Genomic DNA, 14,969 nt, shown 5'->3' with positions numbered 1-14,969 from the left:
CGGCACGGGAGCGGGCACCGGAGCGGCAGAGAGCCGGAGGCGCCGCACGGGAGCGGCACCGGAGCGGCAGGGAGCCGGAGGCGGCCGCACGGAGCCGCACCGGGGCGGCGGCCGGCGGAGGGTGGGCCGCCGACCGGCCGACGGACCTTGCCCGCCCACCCCGGCCTCCGTACCTTGCAGCGTCGACGGGCCGTCGACCACCACCTGCGGCCCCGGGCCGACGGGAGGCCGCCAGGATGCCGGAACCGTCCGAGGGAGGCAGGGCCCGCCGGTCCGTGGACCGTGCCCCGCGATCCCTGCACGAACGGCTCGTCGACGTGCTGTGCGACGTCCGCTACCCGGCCGAGCGCTGGGAGATCATCGCGGGGGCCGCGGCCCGGGGCGCCGACCGGGTGACGGCCTACCGCCTCGCCCGCCTGCCCTACCGCACCTACCCGGACCTCGACGCCGTGCTGGCCGGCGTGTTCGCCGCGCAGCCGGCGATGCCGACGATGCCGACGATGCCGACGATGCCGCGGCCCGGGCGCGCCGGGTCCTGACGCGCCCTAGGGCCGCGGCACCTCACCCGACGCGACCACCCCGCCCGCCGCGTCGGCGATCCGGACGCTCGCGACGGCGTCGGCGGGGCTCTCCACGCCCCACCACTCCGTGCCGCCCGAGGCGTCGTAGACGGTGGAGGCGGCCACCGTGCCGTCCTGCCGGAGGAGGTCACAGGTCAGTCGTCCCGGCTGCGTCACGTCCAGGTAGACCGACAGGAAGTCGGGCCGCGACCGGCTCACCAGCACGTCGCCCACGTGCCGGTCGCCCATGAGCAGCGGGGCGGCGACCATGGGCGCCGCCGGCGCGGTCGTCGTGCCGGCGATCCAGCCGCCCGCGAACGCGGCCCCGACCAGCGCGGCGGCCGCGGCGATCCGCCCCCAGCCGGGCAGCCGCCGTCGGGGCCGCACCGGGCCGATCCGGCGGAGCACCCGCTCCTCGAACCCGGCCGGCGGCTCGACCGGTGGGACGAGCGCGCGCAGGCGGTCGTGGACGCCGGCGAGCCGGGCCACCTCGTCGCGGCACGGCGGGCAGGCCTCGAGGTGGGCGAGCACCTCGGCGCGCTCGTGCCCGCCTAGCAGGCCGAGTGCGAGCTCCGGCGCGAGCTCGCGGCAGCGGGTGCAGTCCGCGCCGGTCACGACGGGCCCCGCTTCGGCTCGAGGACCGCCGCCAGCCGCACCATGGCCGTCCGGATCCGGGTCTTCGCGGTGCCCACCGGGATGCCCTCGCTCTCCGCGACCTCGCGGGCCGTCAGCCCGCGGAAGGCGGCGAGCACGAGGGCGCGTGCCTGCTCGGCGGGCAGCGCGCGGATCGCGGCCCGCAGCTCCGCGGCGGACTCGGCCGCGAGGGTGGCGCGCTCCGGGCCGTCCGGGCCGGCGCCGAGGACCTCCTCGAGGGCCATCGGGTCGACGGGGGCGGCGCGGCGGGCGCGCACGGCGTCGATCGCGAGGTGGTGGGTGATCGCGGTGAGCCAGGTGGTCACCGAGCCGCGCCGCGGGTCGAACACCGCGGCGTGCCGCCAGGCGCGCTCGAAGGCCTGCTGCGCGACGTCCTCGGCCTGGCACGGGTCGCCCAGCACCGCCATCGCGACGCCGAAGACCCGGCTCTGGAAGCGCCGCACGAAGGCGACCGACAGCTCGGCGTCCCCCGAGGCCAGGCCGGCGAGCAGCAGGTCGTCGGGGAACCCGTCGACCGGCCTGGCCCGCCACGCCATCCCGCGCCCTCCGGCGCCGGCGCTCAGGCCCGGGTCCGGCCGGCGGCGAAGGACCACACCAGCAGCCACACCGCCCCCACCAGGCAGATCATCGCGAGGGGCACGTGTACCGCCATCACCCCACCGCTGCCCAGGGCGGCCTGCAGGAAGGTCACCACGAACAGGACCGCGGCGAGGATCGGCGGCCACCACGGGCCACCCGTCGCGCGGACGACGAGGAAGGCGGCGATCGCCGTCAGCCCGGTGAGCACGTGCACCACGATCGCGCCGCCGGAGTGCAGCGCCAGGGCGGTCGCGCTGCGGGTCAGGATCTCGCCGGCCGACACCCCCTGCACGACGATCATCAGCACGGACAGCGCGGCCAGGACGCGCAGCAGGGTCACGACCGCCGGCGAGACGGCGGACGCGGCGTGCGAGCGGGTCATGGGGCTCCTCTCGTCGGCCGGGCTCCCCCGGCCGAGGTGCTACGGAAGGATGGGCGCGCGGGATTGCGAGCGCCCGCGATCGTGACCGTCCCGTGACCTTCCCCGGGGCGCGTCGAGAGGGAGCTCAGGGCTCTACGGGGCGGCCTGCGGAGCCGTCAGCTCCTGATGATCATCGCTGTCGAACCGAGCGCCCATCGCCCGCTGTCCCCCGATCGCCCGACAGCGGGGTCGGCCGGGACATCGACCGGCGGACCGACGGTGGCGGGCGGCCTCCCGCAGGAGAGTTCTTCTCGACGGAGCGACCGCCCCGGCCCCACCTCGGAAGGAGAATCCGATGAGCACCACCGACACGATCAGCACCCCCGCCCCGCAGGACCCCCGCGACGCCGACGGCGCCCCGCAGGCGTCCGCCCGCGCCGGAGCCGGCCGCACCGCCAAGGCCCCTGCCGACGACCCGTTCGCCGACGCCCCGTACTCCGAGGCCCTGTACTCCTGGAGCCGGGCCCACGGCGCCTACGTCGGTCCGGACGACCCGGCCGACGTGCCCGGACGGAAGGAGACCTGGCGTCGCGTCGGGTTGACCGTCGGCGCCCTGGTGGTGGCCGCGGGCGTCGCGACCGGCCTGGTCTACGGGCTCGGCTACGGCCACGACGCCACACCGATCCCGGCCGACCCCGGACTCGCCGCCACGGCGCCGGCCGACCCCGGGAGCGCCGCCGCGGCGCCGATGCGCCACGCACCGATGCCGGCCCACCCCGTGACCGGTAACGGCGGGACGAGCGCGAACGGCGGCTCGTCGAGCGGCGGGCACGTCACCCCGCCCGCGCCGCCGGCGCCCTCGGCCGCGATCGAGACCCTGCAGAAGGAGCTCGGCCAGTTGAACTACTACGAGGGCCCCGTCACCGGCCTGATGAACACCCAGACCACGCAGGCGATCACCTACCTGCAGCGCGACGCAGGCCTTCCGCAGACCGGCCAGATGAACGCCGCCACCCAGGCCGCGCTCGCGAAGATGCTGGCGAACGGGAACAACCAGATGAGCGGCAACAGCCAGATGAACGGCGGCAGCCAGATGAACGGCGGCAGCCAGATGAACGGGGGCAGCCAGATGAACGGGATGGGAGGGATGCCGGGCATGTGAGGCCCACGCACGAGGATCGGCCGACGGCCCGCGCAGCCCGCGCGGGCCCGCCGCCGTTCCCGGAGCGGGGCGCACCGATTGAAGGGCGCCTACTCCACCAGTCCCCGCCGCATCGCGACCGCCACCGCCGCCGCACGGTCGGACACGCCGAGCTTCTCGTAGAGCCGCTGGGTGTGGGTCTTGACCGTGCTGACCCCGATGACCAGCTCCTTCGCGACCTGCGGGATGGACAGCCCACGCGCGAAGGCCGCCAGCACCTCGCGTTCCCGTTCGCTGAGCACCGGCCCGTCCGACGCGGCCCGCATCCGGATCTCGCCGGCCAGTCCGGCCGCCAGCTCGGGCGGCACGACGGTCCGGCCGTGGGCGACGTCGAGCACCGCCTGCACGATCTCCGCGCGGCGGGCGTCCTTCGCCAGGTAACCGGCCGCCCCCTCCTGCAGCGCCTGGTAGACCACGGCGCTCTCGGTGTGGGCGGAGAGCAGCAGGATCCGCGTCGGCAGCCCGTCCCGGACGACGGCGCGGACCACCCCGAGGCCGTCGATGTCCGGCATCTCGTAGTCCACCAGCGCGACGGCCGGGGACTCGGCCCGGATCACCTCGAGCGCGGCGCGGCCGTCGCCGGCCTCGCCGACCACCTCGATCCGGCCGCTCTGCACGAGTCCGCGCGCCACGCCGTCGCGGAAGAACGGGTGGTCGTCGGCGACCAGCACGCGGATGCGCGCGTCGCCCCCTCGGCCGGCGGTCACGGGTGAAGCATAGGGAGGATCAGGATGCGGGGACCACGACCGAAGGATGGATGGATGAGCACTCCGACCGGCGCACCCGTCCCGCCGGGAGGGCCCGCGGTGCTGGCGGTGGCCGTCGAGCACGCCCGCCGAGGGGTCCGGCTGCAGGTCGCCCTGCGCTGGGTGCTGGTCGCGTTCGTGGCCCTGACGGTGGCGTTCGTGCCGCCGGCCCACGACGTCGTCACCTGCGTGGTGATCGCCGCCTGCTACGGGCTGTTCGCGCTCGCGATCGCCGTCTGGGTGCACAGCGGCGGCGACCGCGCGGTCCGGCTCGCGTGGGTCGCGCTGCTGGGCGACCTCGTGGTGCTCGCGGTGCTCACCCTGCTCACGGGGGTCTCGACCCCGCAGAGCTGGACCTCCGACGTCGTGACGACGGGGTTCCTCCTGCTCCCGGTGCTGGCCGCGACCCAGCTCCGCCCGCGGGTGTGCGCGGCGGTCGTGGTCCCGACGGTCGTCGTCTACCTCGTCGCGGGGATCGCGACGATGGAGGCGAACCTGGAGCCGTGGAGCTCGCTGCTGCTGCGCACGGCGATCGCGGCCGGGGTGGCGGCGGGCTGCGTCGGGCTCTCCCGGATCCAGCGCTCCCGGGTCGCCCAGATCGGGCGGCTCGTGCAGACCCGCGGCGAGCTGCTCGGCGAGCTCGGCGACCTCGAGCAGCGCGAACGCAGCTCGCTCTCCGAGCACCTGCACGACGGCGCGCTCCAGTACGTCCTCGCCGCGCGGATGGACCTCGACGACGCCCGCGACTCCGGCGACCCCGAGGCGTTCGAGCGGCTCGACCGGGCGCTCACCGAGACCTCCCGGCTGCTGCGCTCCACGGTCGCCGAGCTGCACCCCGCGGTGCTGGCGAAGGCCGGGTTGCCGGCGGCGGTGCGGGAGCTGGCGGCGGCCGCGGCCGCCCGGGGCGGGTTCGCCGCCGACGTCCGGGCCGACGGCTGGCCCGCCGACCTGCGCACGACCGCCGATCCCCTGCTCCACCGGACCGCCCGCGAGCTGCTGGCCAACGTCGCCGAGCACGCCCGGGCCCGCACCGCGGACGTCACCCTGACCTTCCTCGGCGGCCGCGCCCGCATGGTCGTCGCCGACGACGGCGTGGGGATCGGGCCCGGCGCCGCCGGCCCGGGCGGCGGCCACATCGGCCTGGCCTCCCACGCGGTGCGGATCGAGGCCGCGGGCGGATGCCTCACCATCGCCCCGGGCGCCTCCTCCGGCACGGTCGTGACGGTCGAGGTGCCGGCCGACCCGGTCTGACCAGGCGTCAGGTGTCGAACTTCTCCGCGCGGGAGGGGGCGGCCTCGGCGGTGAGGTACTCCAGCGTGCGGGTGAGCTCGAGCAGGCGGGTGAGGCCGGGCTGGAGGTTGTCCAGGTGCAGCCGCGCCCCCACGCCCCGGATGTGCCGGTGCGCCATGAGCAGCGCGGCGAGGCCGTAGGAGTCGCAGAAGGCGACCTCGGCGCAGTCCAGGTGCACCGCGCGCAGGCCCGGGTGTGCGCCGAGGTTCTCGACCAGGACGCGGTTGATCTCGTCGGCGTGGTCGTAGTCGAGGTCGCCGACGATCGTGAGCCGGCCGGTGCGCCGCCCGGCGACCGCCCAGGTGCAGGTGAGTCGCTGCCCCGCCGTCACGCGGACTCCTTCGTGCCGACGAGGGAGGCCGAGAACTGCGCCCGGGCGCCCTCCAGCAGGGCGGTGGCCCGCGGGAAGTCCCGCAGCTCCTCGCCCAGCAGCTCGAGGGCGGGGACCAGGAAGGCCGCCGGCACCGACCGGGCCTCCAGGATCTCCGCGGTCCAGCGGAGGAAGTGGCCGAACAGATCGTCGTCCCCGGTGTAGAGCGAGGTCGCGAGGAACTGCACGATGTGGTCGAGGTCCTCGGCGGTGTGCTGGCGCTGCTGGTCGGAGTAGCGCGCCATCACCGGCAGCTTCAGCTCCAGCCCCGTGTACATCGCCTTGACCAGCTGCGGCGCGGTCCGCGTGACCATCGTGTACTCCTGGTCCGCGAGGTGCGGCAGGTCGTCGATGGCCTGCGTGCTGTTCTCCGGTCGCGGCAGCGGGCCCTCCGCGAGCCGGTCCGCCGCGGCGCGGGCGTCGGGCGCCCAGGCCTCGGCCCCGAGGAGCCGGGCGTAGCGGCCGTCCGAGCCGAAGGCGGCGCCGCCGGCGATCACGGGGACGCCGGTGGCGCGGCAGGCGGTGATGGTGGCGTGCGCGGTGGGCAGCCGGGTCGCGATCGAGCCCGAGATGGCGACGGCCTCCGGGGCGGTGCGGTGCAGGTGCTCCACCAGGTGCGGCGCGGGCACCTGGGCGCCGAGGTAGTCGACCCGGAACCCGCGCAGCCGCAGCACCTCGGCGAGCAGCCGGGCCGGCAGGGCGTGCCATTCACCGTCGACGCAGGCCACAGCGATCCGGCCGCGGCTCGGCCGGGTGCGCACCCGGTGCCCGACAGCGCCGATCACGCGCTCGTCGATGGCGGTGGCGGTGTGCTCCTGCGCCACGCTGATCCGGTTGGCCGCCCACTCGCGGCCGACCTTGCGCTGCACGGCGCCCACGACGTCGAGGAGCACGGCCTCGGGGTCGACGCCGGCGTCGAGCGCGCCCAGCACGGCGTCGGTGGCCGCGTACTCGTCGCCGGCGATCGCGGCGGACCACAGCGCGTCGGCGTACTTGCGGAGGGACTCCTCGGGCCCGGTCGGGGTTCGGGTCGTCGGATCGGTCATGCGGTGTACCTGCCTCGTCCGTGCCCCCCGACCGCGGTCAGGTGCTGCCCGCGGGGAGCCGTGATCGCCAGTACGGCCATGTCGTCGTGCGCGCCGCGGCCCAGCCACTGCGACGCGAGCATCTGCACCCGCTCGACGACGGCCTCGGCCGGCATCCCGGCGCACTCGCCGAGCGCCCGGTGCAGGCGGTGCTCGCCGAACAGCTCGTCGCCGAAGGGACCGCCCTTCGCCTCGGTGATGCCGTCGGTGTACATCAGGCACGTCTCGCCCGGGCCCAGCGTCAGCTCGGCCGTGGTGGCGCCGACGTCGGGCATCGCGCCGATGAGGGTGCCGCGCGTGGGGGCCTCCTCGACGCGCCCGTCCGCCCGCACGACCAGCGGGGCCGGGTGGCCGCCGCAGGTCAGGCGCAGCCGCACCCCGGCGCCGTCCCGGGCGACGGAGGCGAGCACCAGCGTGGCGAACCGCGCGTCGTGGGTGTTCAGCAGCGCGCCGTTGAGCAGGCGCAGCATGCGCAGGTGGTCGTCGGCGAGCGGGAGCAGCGCGTGCAGGGTGCTGCGGATCTTCCCCGTGAGGACGGCGGCGTCGAGACCCTTGCCGCAGACGTCGCCGAGCACGACGAGGGACTCCTCGTCCTCCTCGCTCGCCGGGTGCACGTCGTAGAAGTCCCCGCCGATGCGGTCGCCGTCCTGCGCGGCGCGGTACCGGGCCGCGAACTCCACGCCGGAGAGCTGGTGCACCGTGGGCGGCAGCAGGTCCCGCATCAGCGTCTCGGTGATCGACGCCTGCTGGTCGTACATCCGGGCCGCGGACATGGCCACGCCGGCGCGGGTGGCGAACAGCCGCGCGACCACCTCCTCCTCCTCGCTGAACTCGGCGGCGCCGGCGCCGCGCACGAGGATCAGCGCGCCGGCCGGCACCCCGTGCCCGGGCAGCGGGGTGACGACGATCGAGCCGACCTCGCCGAACCCGGTCGGCCGCAGCCACTCCGGGACCGACATCGGGTCGAGCCAGCGCGAGGGCACGGGCGGGAAGCCCTGCAGCGCCTCGGCCAGGCCGGGGACCTCCTCGGCGTCGACGTCGAGCACGTCGTGCACGACCTCGCCGCCACGGACGGCGGTCACTGTGGGGTACCGGCCGCCGCGCCCGGCGGGGGCCATGACGATCGCGGCGTCGCAGAGGTTCACGGTCGCCAGCGTGACCGTGGTCTCCATGCAGCGCTGCAGGTTCAGCGACCCGAGCAGCGCGGTGGAGACCTCGGTGAGGAAGGCCGTGCGGGCCTGCTCGGTGCGCAGCGCCTCGCGGGCGAGCCGGGTGTCGGTGTCGTCGACGAGCCACCAGGTGACCGTGCCGTCGTCGTGCCGGACGGGGTGGCCCTCGAGGCTGCGCCGGTCGACCCAGCCCTGCGCGGCGCCGCCGGGACTGGGGCCGGGAGTGGGGTCGGCGGCGAGGGTCGCGTGCGACTCGGCCAGCCAGCCGGGGGCGGTCGCGGTGAGGGTCTCGCCGACGCGCACGTCGGGCAGCAGCGTGCGCGCGGCCCGGTTGAGGGCCTGGACGATCCCGGCAGCGTCCGCCACCACGGCCGGGTACGGCGCGGTGTCGATCCGCGCGTCGATCTCGAGGACCGCCGCGCTCGTGGCGTGCTCGGGCTCTGTCACGGGTACGGGAGCGCCGGGGCGGCCCCTTGTCACCTCATCCCGTTCGGGTCGGGTCCGATCAGTGTCGCGCATGCCGATGGCTCTGTCCAAAGGGCACGAACATCGTGCAACCGTGGCGAGCGCCCGGGGATTCCCCGGATCAGCGCCGTCCCGGGGCCACGTGGGCCCACACGACCTTGCCCTCGCCCCGGTCGACGATGGCCCACTCCTCGGCCAGCGAGTCGACGAGCTGGAGGCCACGGCCGCGCGCGGCGCCGGGATCGTGCGGCCGGAGGACGGGCGGCAGCGGTGAGCGGTCGCCGACGGCGATCCGCAGGCCGGTCCGGTCCAGCGTCACGGTGAGCGTGAAGGTGGTCTTGGCGTGCTCGACGGCGTTGGCGGCCAGCTCGTTCACCACGAGCGCGACGTCCTCGGGGTCGCCCGGGAAGGCCCACGCCGCCAGGCGCCGGTCCACCTCGCGCCGCGCGCGGCCCACCATCTCCGGCTCGGGCGGGAAGGTCCAGCTCGCGTCGACCACCGCCGGGCGGCGCTCGGCCCGGTCGAGCGCCAGGTCGAGACCGTGGGCGACGGCGACCCGGTCGGCCACCCCGGCCGCGCGCAGCATCTGCCGGAGCTGGGTGTCCCGGGCCACGAGGGCGAGCCGGGCGTCCGGCCACCCGCCGGCGTCGTGCGCGGCCCGGGCCAGCACGGCGAGCAGGCTCAGCCGCTCGACCCGCAGCTCGTCGAGGTCCACGACGACCCGGTCGTAGCCCTGCAGGAGCCCGGCGAGGTGCGCGACGGCATCGGGTGCGGTCTCGGGGGCGAGCCGCCCGACCAGGTGCACGTGGGCCGTCCCGCCCGCCGCCGCCGTGACCGCGCGCAGCACGGACGAGGCGTCGTCGTGCTCGGGAACGGTCACCCGGCCCCCTTTCCCGTCGCCCACCGTCGCTCTCCCGGTACTCGTACACCTCACCCCAGGCGCTAACGCCTCGTGAGGTCGGGGTTCCCGATCCGGACGACGACCACGCCCGCGTCGTCCGGCGAGCGGCCGTCCGACCGGGCCCGGGCGGCCCCGACGAGCGCCTCCGCGGTCTCCTGCGGCCCGGTGCCGGGCGGCAGGCCGGCGAGCACCGCGGCCAGCCCGGACTCGTCGAACTGGTCGGGGTCGCCCACCCGGTGCGCCTCGGTCACGCCGTCCGTGTAGAGCACCAGGTCGTCCCCCGCGGCGAGCTCGAGCCGCTGCGTCCCGACCGCCGCGCCCGGGGTCAGACCCAGGATCATGCCGCCGCCCGTCAGGTGCTCCACCCCGCCGCCGGCGCGCCGGACCAGGCCCGGCGGGTGGCCCGCACCGGCGATGTCGACCTGCCAGGTCCCGCCCGCCGCGGGCCGGTGGAACGTGGCGTAGGCGGCCGACACGAAGCCGATGCGGCCCCCGAACAGCGGGTCCGCGTACCAGCCGCGGAGCACCTCGTTGACCGTCCGCAGCACGGCCGCCCCGTCCCCGTCCGCGGGCTCGCCCAGGGCCGCCGTGCGGACGGCGGAGCGCGCCAGGGCCGTGGTGCGGGCGGCCGCGGCGCCCTTGCCGCACACGTCGCCGACGACGAGGCCGAATCCGCCGGCGGCGGGCACGACGTCCCAGAAGTCCCCCATCACCTCGACGCCGGTCCCGCCGGGCGCGAAGCAGGCACCGATCGTCACGCCGGGGAGCACGGGCGGCTGCGGCGGCAGCAGGCTGGCCTGCAGGGTCCGGGCCAGCTCCGCGGCCTCGGCGGCGTGCCGCTCGGCCTCCGCGGCTGCCCGCGCGGTCTCGGCGAGCGCCCGGCGCAGGGCGATCTCGCCGCCGGCCGCGCGCGCCAGGCCGCGCAGGCCCTCGCGCTGCTCGTCCGTCCACTCGCGGACCACCCGGTCCATGGCGCAGAAGTTGCCGACGACGTAGCCGTCGGGATCGAGGATCGGCACGCCGATCCAGGCGGCGGCCTCGAACTCCTTGATCTGTGGCAGATCGCGCAGCCGCGGCTCCAGCGACACGTCCGGGGCGTAGATCTCCTCGCCGGCGTCGATCACGACGTGGCACGCGGCGTCGTGGACCGGGGACTCGTACGTCCCGTCCGGACCGGTGATCGCCTCGGGGTACGGCGCGCCCTTGAGGAAGGAGCGCACGTCGTCGACCACCGTGAGCGCGACCATCGGGGTGCCGAGGATGATCGCCGCCAGCCGGGTGAGCCGGTTGAACGCCTCCTCCGGTCCGGTCTCGAACAGACGCGTGGCGTGCACGGCCTCGACGCGACGGGGCGATCCGACGCCGGTCCGGTCCCTGCCGGGCGCGCGGGACCCGCTCACTGCACCCTCATCGTTCGGCTCCTCGTGCGTTGCGCGACCGCACTGGGCTGAACGGTGCTCGGGCTGCGTCGATGTTAGGCGCCGGAGGACCCGCGGCGCGGGCGCGGGGCGGTGATCGCGGTGGTGACGGGGGCGTCACCCCACCAACGGCCGGAAGGTCAGGGCCAGGTGGAGGGTGAGCCGGTCCCTGCCGTCGGCCAGGTCCAGGCCGGTGAGCTGGGCGATGCGCCCCAGCCGGTAGTAGAGGGTCTGCCGGTGCACGGCGAGCGCCTCGGCCGTCCGCTGCGCGTTACCGGCCAGGTCGAGCCAGGTGGCCGCGGTCTCGGCGAGCACCGGGTGCTCGAAGAGCGGGCGCACCGCGGGGTCGATCGCGCCCTCGCGCAGCGCCGGCCGCGGCCCGCAGGCGAGCAGGCGGTAGGGGCCCAGGGCGTCCCACCGCGCCACGGGGCGCAGCCGAGGCACCTCGTGCGCGACGCGGGCGGCGAGCCGTGCCTCGCGGACGCTGTCCCGCAGCCCGACGAGGTCTGCCCGCTCGCCGCCGACGCCCGCCACCAGCCGGGTCTGCTCGACGCCGTCGAGCCGGTCGGCGTAGAGCCGGCGGGCGGCCTCGGCGAGGTGGTCCGCGTCGGTCGACGGCGTCAGCAGCAGCACGGTCGGGTCGGCGGGATCGTCGGTGGCGGTCGCGACGGCCGCCCGAGGCAGCCGCCAGAGGTTGAGCGGGGGCACCGGACCGCCGTCGGCGAGGTGCAGGGCGATCGCGCGGACCGGCACGTCGCGGGCCAGCGCGCCCAGCCGGTCGATCTCGGCGGCCGCGATCTCCGCTGTCGCGGGGTCCCCGGCCAGCAGGTCGTGGGCCCGTTCGGCGAGGTGCTCCCGGGTGCGCGCCTGGCCGGCCATGATCGTCCCGGCCCGTGCGGCGTGCCGCATCACACGGTCGAGCCGCTCGTCGGCCTCCGGCCCGGCGAGCCGCCCGGCGGCGTCGAGCACCCAGACGTAGCCGTAGGTCACGCCGTTCCAGCGCGCCGGCAGGCACACCCGCGCGACGACGCCGAAGCCCGGGTCCGCCGGCGTGCGCACAGGCCGCTCGCTGGTCGCGATGCCGAACCGCTCGAACCAGTCCTGCACCTCGGGAGCGGAGCGGCGGTGCAGGATCGAGCGCTGCCGGACCGGGTCCAGCTCGTCGGGGTGCGCGCCGTAGCAGACCAGGTTGAAGTCCCGGTCCTCGAGGACGACGGGCTCGCCCAGCACGCGGGAGACCTCGTCGACGAGCTCCTGCAGCTCCATCGGACAAGTGTATGAGGATCTGGCCCACAACCTCGGACATCCGGCCATGGGCTCGGGAACGGGAACTCCCTACCGTGACTGCACACCGGCGCCGGTCGGCCCTGCCCGCCGCGCCGGAGGCCGGAAGGGAGACCTGCCGTGTTCAGCACGTCCGTCCTCGCCGTCAGCCGCCGACCGCCGGTGCGTCGCCTCGTGACCGGGGCGCCCGCCGCGCGCCGGGTCGTCGACCGCTTCGTCGCCGGTGACACGCTCGACGCCGCCCTCGCCACCACCGCGGACCTCACCGCCGCGGGCCTGCTCGTCACCCTCGACCACCTCGGCGAGGACACCACCGACGCCGCCCGGGCCGCCGCTATCCGCGACGCGTACGTCGCCGCCCTCGACGGGCTCGCCGCGCACGGCCTCGCCGACCGGGCCGAGGTGTCGGTCAAGCTCTCGGCCCTCGGCGCGGCCCTGCCCGGCACCCTCGCCCTCGACAACGCCGCCGCCATCTGCGCCGCCGCCGACCGCGCCGGCACCACGGTGACCGTGGACATGGAGGACCACACGACCGTCGACACCACGCTGGAGACGGTCGCGAAACTGCGCGCCGAGCACCCGTGGGTGGGCGCCGTCGTCCAGGCCGCGCTGCGCCGCACCGAGGGCGACTGCGCCGATCTCGCCCGGGAGGGCTCGCGGGTGCGGCTGGTCAAGGGCGCGTACGCCGAGCCCTCGTCCGTCGCGTACACGGCGAGGGCCGAGGTCGACGCCTCGTACGAGCGCTGCCTGCGCATCCTGCTGGCCGGCCCCGGCCACCCGATGGTGGCCACCCACGATCCCCGCCTGATCGCCCTGGCCGAGGGGGCCGGCCGCGACCCGGCGACCTTCGAGTTCCAGATGCTCTACGGCATCCGGGTCCCCGAGCAGCACCGGCTCGCGGCCGCCGGGCACCGGATGCGCGTCTACGTCCCCTACGGCGCCGACTGGTACGGCTACTTCGCCCGGCGGCTCGCCGAACGCCCCGCCAACCTGGGCTTCCTGCTGCGCGCCCTCCTCACCCGCTGATCCGTTCTCCGAGGAGTCGATCATGGATGCGATCACCACCGTCCCCGAGCCGGCGAACGAGCCGGTGCACACCTACGCGCCCGGCACGGCCGAGCGCGCCTCGCTCGAGGCCGAGCTCGCCGAGCTGCGCGGACAGCGGCCCGACCTGCCGATGACCGTCGCCGGGAAGCGCCGGATGGCCTCCGGCGCGCGCTTCGACGTCGTCGAGCCGCACCGGCACCGCTCGGTGATCGGGGTGTCGGCCAATGCCACCGACGCCGACGTGGCCGAGGCCGTCGCCGCCGCGAAGGCCGCCGCCCCGGAGTGGGCGGCCCTGCCCTTCGACGAGCGCGCCGCCGTCCTGCTGCGCGCCGCCGACCTGCTCGCCGGGCCCTGGCGGGACACGGTCAACGCGGCCACGATGCTCGGCCAGTCGAAGTCCGTGCAGCAGGCCGAGATCGACGCCGCCTGCGAGCTGATCGACTTCCTCCGGTTCAACGTGCACTACGCCCGCCGGGTGCTCGCCGAGCAGCCGCGCAGCGTCCCCGGCGAGTGGAACCGGATGGACCACCGCCCGCTCGACGGGTTCGTCGTGGCCATCACCCCGTTCAACTTCACCGCCATCGCCGGGAACCTGCCGACGGTGCCCGCGCTGATGGGCAACACGGTCGTCTGGAAGCCCACCCCGACCCAGCAGCTCGCCGCCGAGTACACGATGCGGCTGCTCGAGGCCGCCGGCCTGCCGCCCGGTGTGATCAACCTCGTGACCGGCGACGGGCTGGCCGTGTCCCGCGTCGCGCTCACCGACCCGGGGTTCGCGGGCCTGCACTTCACCGGCTCCACCGCCACCTTCAAGACCCTGTGGCGCACGCTGGCCGACAACCTCGACCGCTACCGCAGCTACCCGCGGATCGTCGGCGAGACCGGCGGCAAGGACTTCGTGGTCGTGCACCCGTCGGCCGACCCGGCGCCGCTGACGACCGCGCTGGTCCGCGGCGCGTTCGAGTACCAGGGGCAGAAGTGCTCCGCGGCCTCCCGCGCCTACGTGCCGCGCTCGCTGTGGCCGGCGCTGCGCGAGGAGCTCGCCGAGGTCACCGCCTCGCTCACCTACGGCGACGTCACCGATCTGCGCAACTTCGGCGGCGCCCTGATCGACGCCCGCGCCTTCGGCCGGGTCCGCACGGCGCTGGACCGGGCCAAGAACACCGCCTCGCTCGAGGTCCTGGTCGGCGGGGGCAGCGACGATGCCGAGGGGTGGTTCGTCGACCCCACCGTGCTCGTCGGCAGCGACCCCGGCGACGAGGCGTTCACCACCGAGTACTTCGGCCCCGTGCTCGCCCTGCACGTGTACGACGACGCGGACTGGCTGCCCACCTTGGAGCTCGTGGACCGGACCAGCGCCTACGCCCTCACCGGCGCCGTCTTCGCCACCGAACGCACGGCGATCGACGACGCCCACCGGGTCCTCCGGCACGCCGCCGGGAACTTCTACGTAAACGACCGCCCGACCGGCTCGATCGTCTCCCGGCAGCCCTTCGGCGGCAGCCGCGGCTCGGGCACCAACGACAAGGCGGGCTCGATGCTCAACGTCCAGCGCTGGACCAGCCCCCGGGCGATCAAGGAGACCCTCGTCCCGCCGACGACCCACACCTACCCGCACATGCAATGACGCACTATGGAACCATAATGCGCTAAGCGACGCCGAAATTGCGCGTTATGGAACCATAATGCGGTCAGTACGGCCCAAGAATCGCATTATGGTTCCATAACGCGGTTAGTCGAGGCCGCCGCGCTTGACGAGCTGGGCGGCGATGACGTTGCGCTGGATCTCGTTGGTGCCCTCACCCACGATCATCAGCGGGGCGTCCCGGAAGTAGCGCT

At 75.7% G+C, this 14,969-nt stretch carries 16 protein-coding genes; 5 read left to right on the top strand and 11 right to left on the bottom strand.

Features of this window, described 5'->3' with window-relative positions:
• The first annotated feature begins 236 nt into the window (after nt 1-236).
• Nucleotides 237-539: a DUF2795 domain-containing protein gene (locus tag PKE99_RS28235; protein WP_156067925.1), complete on the top strand. Its 303-nt coding sequence runs from the start codon at nt 237-239 to the stop codon at nt 537-539.
• 6 nt (nt 540-545) lie between these two features.
• Here the strand turns inward: PKE99_RS28235 and PKE99_RS28230 are convergent, their stop codons facing one another.
• The 3 genes from PKE99_RS28230 to PKE99_RS28220 are packed head-to-tail and all read right to left on the bottom strand — an operon-like array spanning nt 546 to nt 2,175.
• On the bottom strand, nt 546-1,175 hold the full coding sequence (locus tag PKE99_RS28230; protein WP_051737960.1) for an anti-sigma factor family protein: 630 nt from the start codon (nt 1,173-1,175) through the stop codon (nt 546-548).
• A complete protein-coding gene (locus tag PKE99_RS28225; protein ID WP_037050542.1) occupies nt 1,172-1,750 on the bottom strand; it encodes an RNA polymerase sigma factor in 579 nt (192 codons plus the stop codon). The genes PKE99_RS28230 and PKE99_RS28225 overlap by 4 nt, the downstream gene beginning before the upstream one ends.
• Nucleotides 1,751-1,773: 23 nt before the next feature.
• On the bottom strand, nt 1,774-2,175 hold the full coding sequence (locus tag PKE99_RS28220; protein ID WP_037050417.1) for a hypothetical protein: 402 nt from the start codon (nt 2,173-2,175) through the stop codon (nt 1,774-1,776).
• Nucleotides 2,176-2,509: 334 nt separating this feature from the next.
• Here PKE99_RS28220 and PKE99_RS28215 point away from each other — a divergent pair, with 334 nt between their 5' ends.
• On the top strand, nt 2,510-3,316 hold the full coding sequence (locus tag PKE99_RS28215) for a peptidoglycan-binding domain-containing protein (protein ID WP_037050414.1): 807 nt from the start codon (nt 2,510-2,512) through the stop codon (nt 3,314-3,316).
• Nucleotides 3,317-3,405: 89 nt separating this feature from the next.
• Here PKE99_RS28215 and PKE99_RS28210 read toward each other — a convergent pair whose 3' ends face one another.
• The gene (locus PKE99_RS28210; protein WP_051737959.1) at nt 3,406-4,062 is read right to left on the bottom strand and encodes a response regulator; all 657 of its coding nucleotides are present in this window, start codon (nt 4,060-4,062) and stop codon (nt 3,406-3,408) included.
• A gap of 54 nt (nt 4,063-4,116) precedes the next feature.
• Between PKE99_RS28210 and PKE99_RS28205 the strand changes: the two genes are divergently transcribed.
• Entirely contained in the window at nt 4,117-5,352 is a 1,236-nt protein-coding gene (locus PKE99_RS28205) for a sensor histidine kinase (protein ID WP_037050412.1), read from the top strand.
• Nucleotides 5,353-5,359: 7 nt separating this feature from the next.
• On the opposite strand, the gene PKE99_RS28200 is transcribed toward PKE99_RS28205, so the two are convergent.
• The 6 genes from PKE99_RS28200 to PKE99_RS28175 form a co-directional block, all read right to left on the bottom strand.
• Nucleotides 5,360-5,722, bottom strand: coding sequence for an STAS domain-containing protein (locus PKE99_RS28200; RefSeq protein ID WP_037050410.1), 363 nt, complete (start codon nt 5,720-5,722; stop codon nt 5,360-5,362).
• Nucleotides 5,719-6,807 (bottom strand): cobalamin B12-binding domain-containing protein, encoded by a 1,089-nt coding sequence (locus PKE99_RS28195; RefSeq protein ID WP_037050407.1) that lies wholly within the window; start codon nt 6,805-6,807, stop codon nt 5,719-5,721. The genes PKE99_RS28200 and PKE99_RS28195 overlap by 4 nt, the downstream gene beginning before the upstream one ends.
• A complete protein-coding gene (locus tag PKE99_RS28190; protein WP_231498353.1) occupies nt 6,804-8,462 on the bottom strand; it encodes a PP2C family protein-serine/threonine phosphatase in 1,659 nt (552 codons plus the stop codon). Before PKE99_RS28190 ends, PKE99_RS28195 begins: the two co-directional genes overlap by 4 nt.
• 139 nt (nt 8,463-8,601) lie before the next feature.
• Complete coding sequence (locus tag PKE99_RS28185; protein WP_051737958.1) at nt 8,602-9,360, bottom strand: ATP-binding protein; 759 nt, start codon at nt 9,358-9,360, stop codon at nt 8,602-8,604.
• Nucleotides 9,361-9,422: 62 nt separating this feature from the next.
• Nucleotides 9,423-10,715: a GAF domain-containing SpoIIE family protein phosphatase gene (locus tag PKE99_RS28180; protein ID WP_156067922.1), complete on the bottom strand. Its 1,293-nt coding sequence runs from the start codon at nt 10,713-10,715 to the stop codon at nt 9,423-9,425.
• Nucleotides 10,716-10,916: 201 nt separating this feature from the next.
• On the bottom strand, nt 10,917-12,065 hold the full coding sequence (locus PKE99_RS28175) for a PucR family transcriptional regulator (RefSeq protein ID WP_037050405.1): 1,149 nt from the start codon (nt 12,063-12,065) through the stop codon (nt 10,917-10,919).
• Nucleotides 12,066-12,203: 138 nt separating this feature from the next.
• Between PKE99_RS28175 and PKE99_RS28170 the strand changes: the two genes are divergently transcribed.
• Entirely contained in the window at nt 12,204-13,109 is a 906-nt protein-coding gene (locus PKE99_RS28170; RefSeq protein ID WP_037050403.1) for a proline dehydrogenase family protein, read from the top strand.
• Nucleotides 13,110-13,131: 22 nt separating this feature from the next.
• Nucleotides 13,132-14,757, top strand: a complete 1,626-nt coding sequence (gene pruA, locus PKE99_RS28165; RefSeq protein ID WP_037050401.1) for an L-glutamate gamma-semialdehyde dehydrogenase — start codon at nt 13,132-13,134, stop codon at nt 14,755-14,757.
• A 105-nt stretch (nt 14,758-14,862) separates the two neighbouring features.
• On the opposite strand, the gene PKE99_RS28160 is transcribed toward pruA, so the two are convergent.
• On the bottom strand, nt 14,863-14,969 hold a 107-nt coding region (locus PKE99_RS28160), incomplete at its 5' end, for an acyl-CoA dehydrogenase family protein (protein WP_271214936.1).

It is taken from the genome of Pseudonocardia halophobica, assembly GCF_027922425.1.
Lineage (GTDB): Bacteria > Actinomycetota > Actinomycetes > Mycobacteriales > Pseudonocardiaceae > Pseudonocardia > Pseudonocardia halophobica.
Note: the sequence above shows the minus strand (reverse complement) of the source record. Positions and strands in the feature narration are given on the sequence as shown.

Excerpts from the sequence above, each read along its gene's own strand:
- PKE99_RS28235 (WP_156067925.1), top strand. The coding sequence starts at position 237 with ATGCCGGAACCGTCCGAGGGAGGCAGGGCCCGCCGGTCCGTGGACCGT.
- PKE99_RS28220 (WP_037050417.1), bottom strand. The coding sequence starts at position 2,175 with ATGACCCGCTCGCACGCCGCGTCCGCCGTCTCGCCGGCGGTCGTGACC.
- PKE99_RS28225 (WP_037050542.1), bottom strand. The coding sequence starts at position 1,750 with ATGGCGTGGCGGGCCAGGCCGGTCGACGGGTTCCCCGACGACCTGCTG.
- PKE99_RS28195 (WP_037050407.1), bottom strand. The coding sequence starts at position 6,807 with ATGACCGATCCGACGACCCGAACCCCGACCGGGCCCGAGGAGTCCCTC.
- PKE99_RS28215 (WP_037050414.1), top strand. The coding sequence starts at position 2,510 with ATGAGCACCACCGACACGATCAGCACCCCCGCCCCGCAGGACCCCCGC.
- PKE99_RS28205 (WP_037050412.1), top strand. The coding sequence starts at position 4,117 with ATGAGCACTCCGACCGGCGCACCCGTCCCGCCGGGAGGGCCCGCGGTG.
- pruA (WP_037050401.1), top strand. The coding sequence starts at position 13,132 with ATGGATGCGATCACCACCGTCCCCGAGCCGGCGAACGAGCCGGTGCAC.
- PKE99_RS28175 (WP_037050405.1), bottom strand. The coding sequence starts at position 12,065 with ATGGAGCTGCAGGAGCTCGTCGACGAGGTCTCCCGCGTGCTGGGCGAG.